General features: G+C 60.2%; 10 protein-coding genes. 4 read left to right on the top strand and 6 right to left on the bottom strand.

Annotated elements, in window-relative coordinates; genetic code table 11:
* Nucleotides 1–38: 38 nt before the first annotated feature.
* A complete protein-coding gene (locus OHL11_RS09050) occupies nucleotides 39–1,772 on the bottom strand; it encodes an arylsulfatase (RefSeq protein WP_263371163.1) in 1,734 nt (577 codons plus the stop codon).
* Nucleotides 1,773–2,309: 537 nt separating this feature from the next.
* Between OHL11_RS09050 and OHL11_RS09045 the strand changes: the two genes are divergently transcribed.
* From OHL11_RS09045 to OHL11_RS09030, 4 genes are all read left to right on the top strand, one after another.
* Nucleotides 2,310–3,833 (top strand): sulfatase-like hydrolase/transferase, encoded by a 1,524-nt coding sequence (locus OHL11_RS09045; protein WP_263371162.1) that lies wholly within the window; start codon nucleotides 2,310–2,312, stop codon nucleotides 3,831–3,833.
* Between the two features lie 63 nt (nucleotides 3,834–3,896).
* A complete protein-coding gene (locus tag OHL11_RS09040) occupies nucleotides 3,897–5,333 on the top strand; it encodes a sulfatase family protein (RefSeq protein WP_263371161.1) in 1,437 nt (478 codons plus the stop codon).
* A gap of 86 nt (nucleotides 5,334–5,419) precedes the next feature.
* Nucleotides 5,420–7,003, top strand: coding sequence for a sulfatase family protein (locus OHL11_RS09035; protein ID WP_263371160.1), 1,584 nt, complete (start codon nucleotides 5,420–5,422; stop codon nucleotides 7,001–7,003).
* 139 nt (nucleotides 7,004–7,142) lie between these two features.
* Nucleotides 7,143–8,276, top strand: a complete 1,134-nt coding sequence (locus tag OHL11_RS09030) for a glycoside hydrolase 5 family protein (RefSeq protein WP_263371159.1) — start codon at nucleotides 7,143–7,145, stop codon at nucleotides 8,274–8,276.
* A 149-nt stretch (nucleotides 8,277–8,425) separates the two neighbouring features.
* Here the strand turns inward: OHL11_RS09030 and OHL11_RS09025 are convergent, their stop codons facing one another.
* The 5 genes from OHL11_RS09025 to smc all read right to left on the bottom strand — a co-directional run bounded on the left by OHL11_RS09025 (nucleotide 8,426) and on the right by smc (nucleotide 16,435).
* Complete coding sequence (locus OHL11_RS09025) at nucleotides 8,426–10,348, bottom strand: hypothetical protein (RefSeq protein ID WP_263371158.1); 1,923 nt, start codon at nucleotides 10,346–10,348, stop codon at nucleotides 8,426–8,428.
* 77 nt (nucleotides 10,349–10,425) lie between these two features.
* Nucleotides 10,426–10,728, bottom strand: a complete 303-nt coding sequence (locus tag OHL11_RS09020; protein ID WP_263371157.1) for a helix-turn-helix domain-containing protein — start codon at nucleotides 10,726–10,728, stop codon at nucleotides 10,426–10,428.
* Nucleotides 10,729–10,746: 18 nt separating this feature from the next.
* Nucleotides 10,747–11,310, bottom strand: a complete 564-nt coding sequence (locus OHL11_RS09015; protein ID WP_263371156.1) for a CvpA family protein — start codon at nucleotides 11,308–11,310, stop codon at nucleotides 10,747–10,749.
* Nucleotides 11,311–11,316: 6 nt separating this feature from the next.
* Nucleotides 11,317–12,180: an alpha/beta hydrolase gene (locus tag OHL11_RS09010; RefSeq protein WP_263371155.1), complete on the bottom strand. Its 864-nt coding sequence runs from the start codon at nucleotides 12,178–12,180 to the stop codon at nucleotides 11,317–11,319.
* Between the two features lie 241 nt (nucleotides 12,181–12,421).
* Nucleotides 12,422–16,435: a chromosome segregation protein SMC gene (smc, locus tag OHL11_RS09005; RefSeq protein ID WP_263371154.1), complete on the bottom strand. Its 4,014-nt coding sequence runs from the start codon at nucleotides 16,433–16,435 to the stop codon at nucleotides 12,422–12,424.
* Nucleotides 16,436–16,592: the final 157 nt, after the last annotated feature.

Raw genomic sequence — 16,592 nt, 5'->3', positions numbered from 1 at the left:
ACGCAGGCTTTGTCGTGTAGTTTGTGTGGCAGACGCCTTTACTGCTGCTTTGCAGCAGCCTCTCCGCTCTCTGTGTGTTGATACTTCTTCAGATAGGGTGGAACGCCCAGTTCACCGGTGCGTTCGCGTGGAGGCGTCTGTGGCATTGGCCATGTTTCGACGCCAACACGCTTCGCCCATTCGTTCCACTCTGCCGTCATCGCCTTCGTGCGTTCCGGGTTTGCGGCCGCGAGATTATGCAGCTCTGTTCGGTCCGCGTCCATGTCGAAGAGTTCCCATTGGTCCGGGAAGCGCGAGACGAGCTTCCACTTGCCATCGCGCACTGCCTTGTTGCCTTCATGCTCCCAGAAGATCGGCTTGCGTGTGCGCGAGCGACCTGCAAAGAGGGGCGTAAGGCTCTGGCCCTCAAGCGGTGGCACGGGGCCTGTCGCGACGCGTGTGGGATAGCTCGCGCCCGCAACCTCGAGGAAGGTGGGCATGAGGTCGGTGGAGTGTCCAGCCCCGCTCACAGGAGCATGAGAAGGCCTGATGTGCGCAGGCCAGCTTGCGATGAACGGAATGCTGATGCCGCCTTCGTGTGCGTAATGCTTGTACAGACGGAAGGGCACGGTTGCCACGTTCCCCCAGGGGATGCCGATGCTCTGGAACGTCTGCTCGCTGCCCGGCATTACGCCAGGAATGTTGCCCGCGCAGTTCATGCCGAGCTGGCAGGGATCCGTGCTCGGCCTGGGGCCGCGTCCAAGCTCTTCGGCGTTGCCACCGTTGTCAGACATGAAGATGATGAGTGTGTTCTCCGTCTGCCCGGCTTTCTCCACGGCGTCGAGTATGCGGCCGATGCCCTGATCAAGGCGATCGATCATCGCTGCATAGACAGCCATGCGTCGCATCTCCCACTCCTTGTCCTCGGCGACTTCCCATGCGGGCACACGTGCATCACGCGGTGTGAGTGCCCACTTCGCGGGAAGGAGGTCGGAATCCAACTGCTTCTTATGGCGCGCTGCGCGAATGCTGTCCCAACCTTCGGCGTAGCGCTTCGCATACTTTTGCACGGACTCTTCCGGTGCTTGAATCGGCCAGTGTGGCGCGTTGAACGCGGTGTAGAGAAAGAAGGGCTTCTTCTCCTTCGAAAGCTCTTCTACGAACTGCACAGCGTGTTGCGCCCAGATGTCGGTAAGGTATTGGTCCTTCGGCGGAGGCGGCAAGCGGTCATTGCCGCTCATCAGATGCGGTGATTCGTAATACACGCTCGCGCCCGCGATCATGCCCCAGAACTTGTCGAAGCCTCGCTGCAAAGGCCAGCTGCGCCTGCCTTCTTCATCTTCGGTGGCGAGATGCCACTTGCCTACGGCGGCGGTGTTGTAGCCTGCGCTCTTCAACGCTTCGGCCACGGTCACAGTGTTCTGCGCAAGGATGCCGTCGTACGCTTCGAAGGGATAGCGTTTGTGGTCTGCGGTCATGTTGCCCATGTGCGCCTGATGCGGATAGAGCCCGGTGAGGATCGACGCACGAGCCGGGCAGCAGCGAGGGTTTGTGTAGAACTGGTTGAAGCGAACACCACGCGCGGCGAGCTGATCGAGGTGGGGTGTCTCGATCTCGGAGCCGAAGCAGCCGATGTCGGAGAAGCCCATATCATCGGCAAGGATGAAGATGATGTTGGGACGCGATCCCGCGGCTGTGCCTGCGTTTGCACGAGGCAGATTTGCAGCGGAAGCTACGAGCGATGAAGCTGTGAGACCAGCCCCCATCTTCAAGAAGTCACGACGATTTGCCATCTACATTTCTCCTGCGTGCACGCCAACGAACGCATGGCCGACAGCACGGCTCTTGATGCGGAATGATGTGGGGATTTCGTTTGTGCCCCTTAGGGCTTCAGCGAGTAAGAGAAAGAACGGCTTTGCTCCAGGACTCAACCGACACGATGAAAAAGTGTCAGCGACAACAAAGATTCTGTTGATGAGTCCGAGCTGCGTTCATGTGAGGAGCATACCGCAAAGCCATAGCGAATGCCATTGATTCTTGACACGAGGCATCACGGCGTTTAGGCTCGGTTCGCATGAGCGTACACACCAACATGAATTGTTGTTGCCTTCCAAAAGGTTGCGTGTGCGCGTGTTGTCTCGGCTGATGTTGCGCCAGACCCGCTGGTAAGTTTTTGAAAATGCCCACGCATCGAAGTACGGATGCGTGGGCATTTTCATGCGCTCGTTCCGCTGATGCGGCAACGCTCTCCTACAGGATTTGTTGATGGCTACAGCGCTCATTCGCTGTGGCACAACCCTAACCTCGAGCGATCAAGAAAGAAGTCGAATATGCAGGAGTTTTCAAAGCTGGATCGGAGACAGTTTCTCGGCCATAGTTCCGCTGCTGGCCTGAGTGCGCTGTATCCAGGGCTGCTTGGTAAGAAGAACGGCAAGCGCCCGAACATCCTTCTGATCATGAGCGATGAGCACAATCAGCGCGTCGCTGGATGCTATGGCAACACGGTCGTGAAGACTCCGAACATCGACGCGCTTGCAGCGAGTGGCATCACGTTTGAGAACCACTACTGCAACTCGCCGCTCTGTGTACCGTCACGTTCGTCATTCACGGCAGGGAAGTACGCATCGCGAGTCGATGTGTGGGACCTCTCCAACGAGTTGCCGCGTGATGACATGCCGTCGATTGCGCGATCGATGAATGCAGCCGGATACGAGTCGTTTCTATGCGGCAAGATGCACTACGAAGAAGGTCGCCGCTATGGATTCACCGAAGTCGGCGGCGACTTCAACCGCTATCCGAAAGACGGTCTTGGCAAGCGGATGACGCCCGCAGAGTTGAAAGACCACACGGTGCTGTCGCAACGCTTCCGCGAGTTCGCCACGCGTGATGATGGATCAACGGTGAAGCATGACTTGCGCGTGACCGCAGGTGCCGTGGACTTTCTCGAGCATCGCAAGAGCGACGCCCCGTTCTTCCTGCTCGTCGGTTATCTCGCACCGCATTTTCCGCTGATTGTGCCGGAACCTTTCTACGCGCAATACAAGGACAAGGTGCCTGCGCCTCATGTTCCAGAGGGCTTCGTCAACACGCTGCCGACGAACTACAAGCTGGAGCGTGTGGGATTTCACGAAACAGATGTGCCGCAAGAGACGGTGAAGTTTGGGCGCGAGCTGTACTACGGCTTGACGAGCTGGATGGACAACCAGGTCGGGCAAGTCCTCGCGGCACTACGCAAGAACCCCGAGCTTGCCGAGAACACCATCATCATCTACACCAGCGACCACGGCGAGAACATGGGCGAACACAGCCTGTGGTGGAAGAACAGCATGTATGACCAGGCAGCGCGAGTGCCGTTGGTGGTGAGTTGGCCGCAGCGTTGGAAGGGTGGACAACGTCGCAAGCTCGCGTCGGGGCACGTGGACCTGGTGAAGACCATCGTTGATCTGGGTGGTGGGCAGTCGGGTGCGGATTGGAATGGCGACTCGATGTTGCCCTGGCTCGACAATGCGAAGCATACGTGGAAGGACCAGGCATGCTCGGAGTACTACGCGAAGCTGATTGCACATGGCTTTGCGATGATCCGTACTGGCAAGTGGAAGTATGTCTACCATGGTCGTCCAGCAGAGAACATGGCCACGGAGCGTCAGCTATTCGATATGCAGGCAGACCCCGAGGAGCTTTCCAATCTGGCAGCGGAGCCGCGCTATGCTGCGCTCATCGCGGAGCTGCACACGCGACTGGAGCATGAAGTGGGCGGATCGATCGACGAAACAGAGCAGCGCGCACGCAAGCAACTCGCGACGGGATACCCGGGCAAAGTTGTCACGCGCGGTGGCGGAGAAGACGGTGCGTAATCTGCATCGCGGCTATCCAGTACGTCTGCCAAAACATTTCTGAATGAACGGAGTATCTCTCGCATGAATCGTCGTGAATTTCTGAAGCAGACCGCAGCGGCATCATTGGCCGCCACTGCGACTCGGGCTCTTGCTGAACCTGCAGGGACGAAGAAGTGGAACGTGCTGTATGTCTTCAGTGATCAGCATCGCGCAGCATCGTTACCGGGTGAGCCTTACTCCGAGGTCATCGCGCCGACCTTCGAGCGCTTCCGCCGAGAGAACCTCTCGATGGATCGTTGCATCTCGAACTATCCGCTTTGCGTGCCGCACCGCGGCATTCTGATCAGCGGACTCTATCCTCATCAGTCGAAGGTGGTGGGGAATGAGTCTTCGCTTGAGCCGGGTGTGCCCGGTCTGGGGGAGACCTTCCAGAAGGCTGGCTATCACACCGGCTATGTGGGCAAGTGGCATCTGCACAACGGCGAAGGGCAGTTCGTTCCTAAGGGCCCTTATCGGTTCGGCTTTGAGCACTGGCGTGTCTGGTCCAATACGAATAAGCATTATGACGGCATCACCTTCGACGCTGAGACAGGCGAGAAGATCACAGTGCCGGGCTATCAGCCGACGAGAATGACGGACCAGGCGATCGAGTTTCTCGGTGCGCAGAAGGGTGCTACAAAGCCGTGGCTGCTCGTGGTGAGCTGGAACCCGCCGCACCCACCGTACAATCCTCCCGCGGAAGACCAGAAGCTATACGATCCTGCGACGTTCAAGCTAAGGCCTAACGTGCGCAAGCCCACGCCGGCAGATCGTGCCGTGCAACCGTGGGGCGCGTTGGAGTCGGACGCGACGTTACGCCAGGCGACGCAGGGTTACTACGGAGGCGTCACAGCCGTTGATCTGGAGTTCGCTCGACTGTTGAAGACGCTGAAGGAGAACGGACAGGAAGAGAACACCATCGTGATCTACACGTCGGACCACGGCGACATGATGGGATCGCATGGACACATGGCCAAGCAGATGCCGCATGAAGAGTCGAGTCATGTTCCGTTCTTCATCCGTCATCCTCAGTTCAAGAAGCCGCGTAAGTCAGAAGCACTCTTCGCTTCGGTCGACATCTATCCGACGCTCTGCGGTCTTGCAGGAGTACCGGTGCCGTCTCATTGCTCCGGCAGGGACTTCTCGGCGCACATGCAGGAGAAGCCGGGATTCAAGGAGAGTGAAATCGTCTTTCTGCTCAACAATCAGGGGCCACCGAATCGTCAGGAAGTGAACACTCCGACGTATCGCGGCCTGCGCACGAAGACGCATACGTACGCCGTGCAACTTGACGGCAAGTGGGTACTCTACGACAACACGAAGGACCCTTACCAGGTGAAGAATCTGATTCAGGATCCGGCGAATAGCAAGCTCATCGAAGAGTTCAACGCCGCGCTCATCGAGTGGAGCAAGTCCGTCGGCGATGACTTCCCCTACGAAGCCGCGCTGAAATCGTACTCGTCGTATCCGGGGGCATAGGCGCGACTCTGCTCTCCAGCATTCCTCGTAAAAGCAGCGGTTCCCAAGGGCAATCGTGCTTTCCGTCGCATAGAAAAGTAGGTGTTATGGATCGTCGTGAATTTCTCGTAGGCGCTGCGGCCTCAGGGCTCAGTGCAGCCTCTCTGTCAGCACGAGCTGCCACGTCTAAGAAGCGTAAGCCAAACCTTGTTTACGTGTTTGCAGATCAGCTGCGCTACAGCAGTTGCGGCTATGCGGGCGACGCGCTCGCGCATACGCCCAACATGGACAAGCTCGCAGCAGAAGGTGCGAGCTATCGCCAGGCCGTTTCGTCAACGCCGGTGTGCGCGCCCTATCGCGCGTCGCTCATGACGGGGAAGTATCAGTCGAGTACGGGCATGGTCATCAACGAAATGCGCCTGAGCCCGGAGCACGAATGCTTTGGCCACGTGCTGACGAGGGGTGGTTACCAGACCGCATACATCGGCAAGTGGCATCTGTGGGGAGCGCAACTGGGGCATCACGACCTCATCCGCAACGGCTTCACGCCGCCGGGAAAATATCGCCTGGGCTTCGATGGGTATTGGGCGGCTTACAACTTCAACCATTCCTACAATCACTCGCCGTACTTCCTGAATGACACGACGCCTCACATCCGCGAGCAGTACGAGCCGGATGCGCAGACCGATGTTGCGATCGAGTATCTAAAGTCGCATCGCCGTGACGATGAGCCTTTTGCGCTGTTCCTCTCGTGGGGTCCGCCGCATTCTCCATGGGGTCCGAGCAACAACGCTCCAAAGGAGTTTGCCGAGCTCTTCGCGGGGAAACAGATTCCTCTGGCGCCGAATTACTCGACCATCTCAGACCCTTACTCCGATAACTGGCAGAAGATCGGGCCAGCGTATGACCAGCGCATTCACGAGTGGATGCGTGTGTACTACTCGCAGGTCGCGAACCTCGATTGGAATCTCGGTCGTCTGATGAAGGCGCTCGACGATGCGAAGCTGACTGAAGATACGATCTTCGTCTTCACTTCCGATCACGGCGAGATGTTTGGTGCGCATGGGCGGCAGGGCAAGTTGATCTTCTATGAGGAGGCGGCGCGTGTACCGTTCCTCGTGCGCTGGCCCAGGAAGATTCGCCCGAAGACGGTGACCGATGCATTGCTGGGTACGCCGGATATCATGCCCACGATTCTCACGATGCTCGGTTTGCCCACGCCTCAAGCGGTAGAGGGGCAGGACCTGAGTGGTCATGTGACCGGCAAGCCTGTCAAGCATGTGGAGGCCGCTCATCTGCAAGGTATGGGCGCCACGGCGGCCTGGGCTGACGGCAGCGAATGGCGTGCTGCGCGCACCGAGGAATTTACCTACGCGATCTATCGCAAGGATGGAAGGGAACTCCTGTTCAACCATGCGAAGGACCCTTACCAGCTCGAGGATCTTGCCGGCGATAAATCCTACGCTGCGACGCTGGCGCACCTGCGCGAGACATCCGTGAAGTGGCGGAAGGAACAGAACGACGAGTTTCATAACTGCCAGTGGTACGAGTCGCGATGGACTCATGATCGCAACATCACGAGTACGGCGAAGGGCGTCGGGCAAAACCTTGATGAGCTGGACGCACTGCTTCATCGCTGGTTCCCGGGAGATGTCGGCGATCGCAGTGTAGGAGTGCCGGTACTCGCCTAGAGCTTCTGTTCGCGTCGAGCATGGGACTCCGCGTAAGGTTGGGCACTTACTGTGATCGTCGTTCTCGCGACAGCGTCAGAGCGGACTCAGCGTTCTCGAACACGTGCACTAAGGATTGGGAGGAAGGGTCACTGTGGCTATGAAGAGGATTTTGTTTGCGCTCGCGCTATGGTTTGCAATGTCTTATGCTGCATCCGCGAACACGCCGCGCGGACGTTGGACCGAAGCGCAAGCATGGACATATATGCGCAGTCAGCCATGGCCGCTGGGGAGTAATTTCCTGCCGTCCAATGCGATTAATCAGTTGGAGATGTTTCAGGCAGACACCTTCGACCCCGCAGAGATTGACCGCGAATTCGGCTGGGCCGAGAGCGCTGGCATGACGACGATGCGCATCTTCCTGCACGACCTGCTCTGGCAGCAGGACGCGGAGGGTCTGAAGAAGCGCCTTGACACTGTGCTGACGCTGAGCGCGAAGCACCACATCAAGCCGGTGCTGGTGCTGTTTGACTCCTGCTGGGACCCCGCGCCGAAGCTCGGCCCGCAGCATCCGCCCATCCCGGGCATTCATAACTCCGGCTGGGTGCAGAGCCCCGGCATTGCGCTGGCCGATGAGTCCAACCGTCCTCGCTTCGAGGCGTACGTCAAAGGCATCGTCGGCGCGTTCGCGAGCGACAACCGCATCCTGGCGTGGGATGTCTGGAACGAACCCGACAACCCCGGCGGTGGCAAGTACAAGAACAACCTGAAGCACAAGACTGCTCTGATGGATGCCATGTTGCCGATGGTGTTCTCGTGGGCGCGCTCGCAGGGGCCCATTCAGCCGCTCACCAGCGGCGTGTGGACGCGCGAAGACTGGAGCAATCCGAAGGAGTGGTCGAAGACGGAGAAGATTCAGCTCACCGAGAGCGACATCATCTCCTTCCATGATTACTCATGGCCGGAGAGGTTCGAGAGCCGGATCGAGCAGCTCGAGAAGCTGCATCGCCCGCTGCTCTGCACGGAATACATGGCGCGCGGTACGGGTTCCACGATCGACAATGACATTCCGATTGCGATGGCGCACCACGTGGGGATGATCAACTGGGGCCTTGTGCAAGGCAAGATGGGAACTTACATTCCGTGGGATAGCTGGGACGTTCCCTATGCGAACCGCGAGCCGACGGTGTGGTTTCACGACCTCTACTACCCGGACGGGAAGCCGTATCGCGAACATGAGATTGAGATTCTGCAGAAGGCTTCCAAGACGATGCAGAGCGATGCTGCTCGCTGAGGCGAGCGGTCGTCGTCAACGACAGAGCCCGAGGCGCTGGTGCCTGCAACGACATCTTCGTGGTTTACCCACGCTCGGGCTGCTGGACGGATCATTACGCTCTCGGCGCGTTGCGCGCGTCGACCGAGGTGAGCTGGCGCGCAGCGCAGCTACTGCGAGTTGCTCCCACCCTGAGCCGGATTCGGGGTCAGGTAAGGGTGCGACTCTACGCGCATGTGGCTCTGACGGATGATGTGCGGCGTCACGGTAATCAACAACTCCGTTGTGTCTTTGATGGAGTCTTTGTTCGTGCCCGAGAAGCCGGGGATGTCGTTCAAGCCCGGATAGTCCGAGAGCGCTACCGCTTCGCTACGCGACATCGCACTCGTGATGAGCGCGGTCTGGTTCGCAGGTACCGTGAGCGAAGAAGAGAACTCGCGGTTATTCAGCACGGGCAGGCTGTTGATCGTCTGCGAGCCGAGCGCGGAGAGCTTCATCTCAAGCGTCAGGTACACCTCGCCGCCGCGATGGATCTTCGGGGTGACCTTCACGCTGAGTCCCAGGTCCTGATATTGGATCTGCGGAATCGTTACCGAAGTGACGCTGTAGCCGTACTGCGCAGCGAGTGCTGCGACGGAGCTCGAGACACCCGAAGAATACGTTGAGGTGACGATGGGATAACGTTCGCCGAGGCGGAACTGCGCGGCCTCGTTGTCTTCAGCACGCAGCGTCACTGAGTCGAGCAGGCGCGTCTGCGAGTCCGTGAGCAGGCCATTGATCGTCGCACCACTGCTGAGGGAGACGCCAAGCAGCGGCACGCCACCATATGTTCCGAGGTAGCCAAGCAGACCGGAGATCAATGAAGTTTCCGACGAGCTGAGCACGCCGGCTTTGTACAGATAGTAGAGCTCCGCCAGTTGTGTCTGCGACTGCGAGAGGCCGGAAAGGTCGATAAGATTCGAAGACAGAGCCGCGTTGATCGTGCTCTGGTACTCGGTCAAGATGCTCTCTAGCTTGGTGTAAAGCGAGTAACCACTGGCGGAGGTCGGCGTGGTCACACCGAGGTTGCGTTCGAAGCTCTTGTCCACCTCATAGAGGTTGATGTCGAGCATGATGTCCGTGGTGCCATCGAGCAGGTCCGCATAGGCCGCGTTCACCAGCTTCAGCGTGGGTTCGTCAGCGCGCAGGACAAGCGCTCCGGAAGCCGCGCTGGCCGTAACGTTCTTCACGTCGTAGATATTGCGCGCGACGTTGGCGTACTCCTGCAGCTTTTCGGTCGTCATGCCGCGAACGTAGATCGTCTCTTCGACCAGCGGCGTCAGGCGGTCGCGATTGTCCGGCGTGTCCTTGGCGATGATCACGCGATCGGGCTGCAGCGCCGTCGCGAAGCTGCGTGTCATCGTATGGGCCAGACGTGTCGCCGTATCGAAGTCGACGTCGTCCAGATCAAAGCGGATCGGCGTCGTCGGTAGATTGTCCGTGCTGTTCGTGTCGACGATGGTTGTGATGCCCCAGGCAGCATAGATCGCGCGCAGCAGACTGGTCGCGTCGCCACGCTCGTGGAAGCTGTGCTTGCCCGAGGTGGGCTTCAATTGCACTGCGCCTGCAAGCGTCGACGCAATATTCGCGGGTGGAAAGCGCAGAGGATCGAAGGCGGGCGAGTTGTACTCCCCGCCATTGGCCAGGTGCTGCGCCACGATGCGGTTGTCCGGATCGAGCTTCTGCGCCTCTTCAAGAAGCGACTTCGCGCGAGGAAAATCTTTGTCGTACTTCGCTCGTGCGGCGGCGTGCAGCAGATCGGTGATCTGCGACTCGCGCGCGAAGAACAACGCACGCGGATAGTCGGGGTTCGTGGGGTCGAGGTGCGTCGCGCGAGCGAAGCTGCGCTCGGCGTTCAGGAAGTCACGCTTCTGAATGTAGTGCGCGCCCTGCAGGTAAGCGTTGTCCGCCTCGCGATGGTCGCGGTCGGAGACCTCGATAGTCGGCGTGGGGCTGGGCGTCGTCGATGCCGTAGGCTGGGCGCCTGCGGGGGGCGAGACCGGTGTGTTGGCCTCGGTCTTCTGCGCATGCGCCGCAAACGCAAAACACAGCACGGACGCGAGCGAACAGGGAAGTGCGGCTCGACGAAGGTGCTGTGCAGGTGACATGAAGTTTAGACGCAGCAAACGGCTTAACGTCCGCCGTTAACCACCTGAAGATTCGGGCGCTGCATGGTGGCAACCGCCGGGCGCACCGAGCGCACCGGGCGACGCATACCCTTGCGGATCTGCGCGGAGTCCAACTCCAGCTCGGCGAGTGTGCGCGAAAGCGTGTTGCGGTGCATGCCGAGCTCTTCGGCTGCCTTGCACTGGTTGCCGCGGTGACGCGAAAGGACCTCGAGGATGTAACGCTTCTTGAACTCGCGCACGGCATCGTTGTAGTTGACGCCGGCAGCGTGCATTTGAAGAACGAGTTGGTCGAGATCGCGTTTCACTCGGTGCGGTTCCTTCGGTCAGTGAGTTGAGATACCAGTGTGCGACGAAGAGCCGAGTTTGATCCAATCGGCATTTGTGTGCTTGATTTCCTCAAGCCCATGCCGCAGGCGCGCTGCAAGATCGGCTGGCATGGTGAAGGATACCGCATGAGCGGCCCGGAGAAAATACGGTGCGAGAGAAGAATTTTGGATCCACGGCGCCACGGGCAGGAATGCGGTGATCGCGAGCAGGAACGCGCCGCCGAAAACAGCGCCTCGCACCAGTCCGAACGCCGCCCCACCGAGGCGATCGAAGAAGCCTAGTCCTACCGCCGAAGCCGTACGTCGCACCAGGTGCCCGAGCAGCGTGGCGACGATCATCACGCCTGCAAGAATGACGAAGAATGCCGCCAACTGCGCGATCGGCGCGGCGTTGATCAGGCCCTTCAGCTTGAGGGCGAGCGCCTGATAGCCCCAGCAGGCCGCGACGAAGCCGACCAGCAAACCGGCCAGCGCAAACGCCTCGCGCGCAAAGCCGCGAAACGCCGCTCGAATCGTCGAGTAAGCGAGCAGGGTGATCAGGAGCCAGTCGAGAGGGTTCATCCAGAACTATTGGTGCACGGGAGTGAGCACCTTCGCAAGCGCGTCGGCGAGCGGCGGCAGCATATCGGAGGTCGCCTCCCACGTATGACCGCCATTGACCTCCGCGAAGCTGTGCCGCACACCGTGGTGCTCGACCATCTGCGCGAACTCCTTGTCATCGCGCGAATCATCATCGTCCTTCGACCAGGCAAGGAAGATAAACGGCGCCGTTGCGGGATTCACACTGTGGATCAGCGTCATGGGGTTGTACTTGCTGCGCAGGGGGCTGCCCGGCGGTCCGAGCGCGCTGTTGGTCATCAGAGACTCGTGAAACTCGGTCCAGATGAAGGGACGCGTCGAAATGTCGAACGCAGAGTTCAGCCCGCCGGCGAACGCAAATTCTTCGGGATGCCGCAACGCGATGCTCATGGCACCATATCCGCCGCGCGACATGCCTACCACTGCGCGGTGAGCGCGATCATTCGCGGCCTGGGGCACTACGGCTGAAACCATCGGAATCACTTCGTTGAGGAAGTAATCTTCATAGCGCGCCTTGCCGCCCGCCTGGTTCAGATAGAAGCCGGAAACGTCCTCCGGCATCACGAGAATGTATCCCTTGGGGACGAGCAGCGAGTCCGCAGCCGTCCATGCGGAGAAGGACGTGTAGTTCGCCGCATAGCCGTGCAGCAGATAGATCACGGGGAGCTTTGTGTTGGTCGCAATCGTCTCGGGCATAGCGACGCGCATCGGCAGGTCGCGACCGAGGATCGTCGAATGAATATTGACGTCGAATACTCGCACGCCCTCTGCCGGAAGAGCGGAGAACGGTTTCATGCGGTGGCAGCCGAGTAAGGACAGCAACGCAGCCGTAGCAAAAATAGGGAACGACACGCGCTTCAAGTGCGATGCCTCGACAGGATGAAATACGGCAACAGGAAGAAGCTCAACCTCTGTGCAACTCCCAGTATCGCTATTCTCGCGGCGCTGTAAATGGCTTATTTGTGCGAGGATGCCGAGTCGTTCAAACGTCGCAGCAAGATGCGAACGGAAGCTTCATAAACTCACGAAGACTCGTAAACAGTTTCGCGGAGACCGCCGTCTAAGCGATCCCCGCGACGTGTGGTTGAAACGCTCACGCCGCCTGTTGCGCGGCGCGCGATTCCTTACCCTGCGAGCGACCGCCGAGCGACACGGATACGAGCTTCGAAACGCCGGGCTCCTGCATCGTCACGCCGTACATCACGTCCGCCTGCTCCATCGTGCGCTTGGAGTGGGTGATCACGATGAACTGCGTTGTGTCCGCCATCTCAGCGACAAGGCGCGCGAAGCGGCCGACATTGGTTTCGTCGAGCGGCGCATCGACTTCGTCCAGGATGCAGAACGGTGCAGGCTGGAACTGGAAGATACCAACTAGCAGCGAGAGCGCAGTGAGGGCCTTTTCGCCACCCGAGAGCAGCAGCACGTTCTGCATCTTCTTGCCCGGAGGCGAGGCGATGATGTCGATGCCCGAGAGGTCCGTCTTGCCGTTTGCTTCGGGATCGGTGAGCTTCATGAACGCCTGTCCGCCGCCAAAGAGCTTCGTAAAGGTCGTCGAGAAGTTGTTGTTGATCACCTGGAAGGCTTCGTCGAACTTCACCCGCGAGATCTCGTCGATTTCCTTGATCGAGGCGGTCGTGTTCTCGATCGCGTCGAGCAGGTCCTTGCGCTGCGTCTCGAGGAACTCGTGGCGCTGCGCGGTCTCGGCGTACTCTTCGAGCGCCATCATGTTCACAGGGCCCATGCTTTCAAGGCGGCCCTTCAACGTGCGTGCCTGGTCTTCTTCTGCAACCAGCGCGTCGCCTTCGATGCGCTCGATGCTCTCGTCTTCACGCAGCACCGTAGCTTCGACAGCGAGGTCGTTGAGGCAGGTGGCTTCAAGATGCTCGATGTCCGAGGTGAGTTTTGCGGAGCGCGCTGAGAGCGTCGCGCGCTGCTCACGCAGGGTCTCCGTCTCTGCACGCAGGGCGCGAAGCTTGCCGTCGAGTTCAGCCATCTGCGAGCGAAGCTGCGAGGCTTCGGCGGAAAGAGTTTCTCCCTCGGCTACGGCCTGCTTGCGAATCTCCGCAAGCTCGGCCTGCTGTCCGCCGAGCGTGCCGTTTTCTTCTTCGCGGCGAGCGCGCTCAGCCTGTGCCGAAGCAAGCTGCTGCTCCAGTTGCTGAATGCGATGCTGCTGCGACTGGAAGAGGCGATTGGTCTGCTCGAAGTTTGCGTTTGCGTTGCGGCGACGCTCTTCGATGCCTGCGAGCATCGCGTTCGCAGCAGAGGCTGCTGCCTGCAACTCTTCACGCTGCGCACGCATGTTGGCAATGCGCTCGGTGAGCTCGGCCACCTGCGCTTCGATGCCCGCCTGCTCGGCGAGGAAGCGCTCTGCGTCGGCGCGCTTGCGGTTGATGAACTCCTCGCGCTGGCCGCGCTGGTCCTTGTTGCGGCTCTGTGCGAGTTCATACTGCTGCAGGCGCGACTGGATGCGCGAGACTTCCGATTCCATCTGGCGCAGCGCTGCGCCCTGGTTCGCACTCTCACGCTCGGCGTCACGGCGCTCGGCCTGCTTGGCCTCAAGCAGGGAAGAGAACTCGGCGATCTCGCGCGTGAGCGTGGCGGTGATGATCTCGTTCTGCGAGAGCTCCGCTTCCACGCCTTCGAGCTTCGTCTGCACTTCGGCGAGCTCACGCTTCAGCGCGAGCGGGCCCTGCGAGCGAGGACGTCCGCCGGTGACCGTGATGCCGTTGAAGATTTCGCCGTTCGGTGCGAGGAAGAAGCTCTGCGGATGCGACAGCGCAAGCGAGCGTGCGGTCTCTGCGTCGGAGGTGATGAAGCCTTCGCGCAGCTTGGGCAGAACCACTTCGAGCGACTTGCCGAAGCCATCGCGCACACGGATGCAATCCTTCAACGCAACGACGCCATCGGTTGTCGGCACGTTCGAGCTCTGGCCGTCGAGCGGGAACTTTGCTTCTGCGCCATCAGGGTGCACGAGGAAGGTTGCGCGCCCGCTAACGTCCTTCTGCAGCAGGCTCATGCCCGCCTCGGCAGCGCTCCAGCTCTTCACCACGATGAAGTTCAACTCATCACGCAGGAACTCGTCGACGACCGATTCGTACTTGCCATCGACCTCGAGATAGTCGGCGAGTGTGCCTACGGTCTCAAGACCGCCCTGGCCCTTCTGCGCAGCACGCAGCAGGTCGCGAACGGTGTCGGTCGAGTAGGAGTGCTCGTTGATGAGCGCTTCGAGCGAGGTGCGACGACCGGAGAGTGTCGCCGTTTCCGAGCGAAGCTCGTTGGAGCGGCGGCGCGACTGCGCTTCTTCTTCGCGCTTGCCCTGCGTCTGCTGGCGGACATCGTTGATCTCGCCTTCAAGGTTCTTCAGGCGCTCGGTGACGTCTTCGAAGGTCATCTTCGCCTGTCCGCGCTGCACGCCGAGCTGTTCCAGTTCTGCGCGTGCGGAAGAGGCTTCGCCTTCGAGGCGCTCGTTCTCGCGATCGAGGCCCTGCAGGCCTGCTTCAGCCTGTGCGATTTCGTTGTTCGCGCCCGACGCACGCTGCATCGCCTGCATGGCAGAGCGACGCTGGTTCTCGGCGTTGGCTTCCGCCGTGAAGACTTCGCGCGTCGCTGCCTGTGCCTGTTCCGTCTGTTCGCGTGCAGCATCGCGCGCGTTGTCGGAGTCGCTGGTCGCATTGGCGAGAAAGGCCTTGTGCTGCTCAAGCTCGCCAGCGAGCGTCGCAAGCTGGGCCTGCGCCTGCGCAAGCTCTTCGCTGGCTACGGCCGAGCGTTCGGTGAGGTCTTCGATACGATCGTTGTTCGCATTGTTGCGAGCGGTGATGCGCTCCAGCTCCACTGCGGAGGAGTTCGCGCGCGCGTTGGCTTCGCGGATGTTGCCGTCGAGCTCATAGCCGCGTGCGACGCCTGCGGTATGCTCGGCGTCCATCGCTTCAAGGCCGGTCGCATGCTCGTCGATGATAGCACCGAGGCGGGCGATCTCTGACGACGCCGACGACTGCTCGGAGTCCATCTGCGTGAGGCGCGAGGCAAGCGTGGTGCGCAGCTTGGCGCGGAGTTCCGTCTGCACCTCGCGATAACGCTCCGCCTTCGCGGCCTGACGCTTCAGCGAACCCATCTGGCGTGTGACTTCTTCAAAGATGTCGTTCACCCGCGAGAGGTTCTGCTTGGCCGACTCGAGTCGCAGTTCGGCGAGGCGCTTCTTCGTCTTGAAGCGCGTGATGCCTGCGGCTTCTTCGATGATCGAGCGGCGATCCAGCGGTTTGGAGGAGAGCAGCTGACCGATGCGTTCCTGACCGATGATGGCGTAGCTTTCGCCGCCCAGACCGGTGCCCATGAAGATGTCCTTGATGTCCGAGAGGCGGCAGATCTTGCCGTTCAGCAGATACTCGGAGTCGCCCGAGCGGAACAGGCGACGCGTCACAGTGATTTCACCAGCGCGCACGGGCGTACGGCCAAACTTGCGGCGGCGAATCTTCAGCACAACGTTCGAGGCCGCAGGCGCGAGCGTCGCTTCGCCTTCGGCGACCTCTTCTGCAGGCTGCGGTTCAGCAGCGAGCGCAGCCTGTTGCGCTTCGTATTCGGCCAGCGAAGCCTCGTAGACTTCCATCTGGTCCGGCGTTGCGTTCTCAGGCAGAACGGGCTTGCGCTTCTTCGGCATGCGCGCTTCGTAGGTCTGTCCGGGCTGCGCTTCGGCGACAGCCTCCTCGGTCTCCTGTGCGATGTGCGCGCGGAGAGCATTCTCGTCCCAGTCGCCATTGGCCTTCACGGCGGTCTCAGCAGGGTGCTCGTCGACGAGCAGCAGTTCAGGCTCGCCGTCGGCAAGCGTCTGTCCGTCGTAGACATCCGGGTCGACGAGCGTCAGCGAAACCTCGGCCATGCCGGTGGGCTTGCGGTCGCGCGTACCGGCGAAGATGACGTCTTCCATCTTGATGCCGCGCAGGCTCTTGGCCGACTGCTCGCCGAGTACCCAGGTGATGGCGTCGGAGATATTCGATTTGCCGCAGCCGTTCGGGCCGACGATGGCAGCGATGCCTTCGCCGGTCAGTTGCACTTCCGTGCGATCACAGAACGACTTGAAACCAAGAATCTGAACTTTTTTGAGCTTCAGCACGCGCAGAAACCTCGCTGGAAACGGACGAACGAACCGTCCTTAGGTATGTGGAAATGCTACGGACGGGAACCATGTGCGGCAACCCATTTTGCGCGAGATATTGTGGATAAGGCGTACCAATACCCATAAGTTGTGGTGATCGCGTGGCGAATCGCAG

Origin of the sequence: Granulicella cerasi (assembly GCF_025685575.1) — a bacterium.
In the GTDB taxonomy this organism is placed as follows: Bacteria; Acidobacteriota; Terriglobia; order Terriglobales; family Acidobacteriaceae; genus Granulicella; species Granulicella cerasi.
The sequence above is the reverse complement of the archived record's forward strand: the minus strand, read 5'-3'. Positions and strand labels throughout refer to the sequence as shown.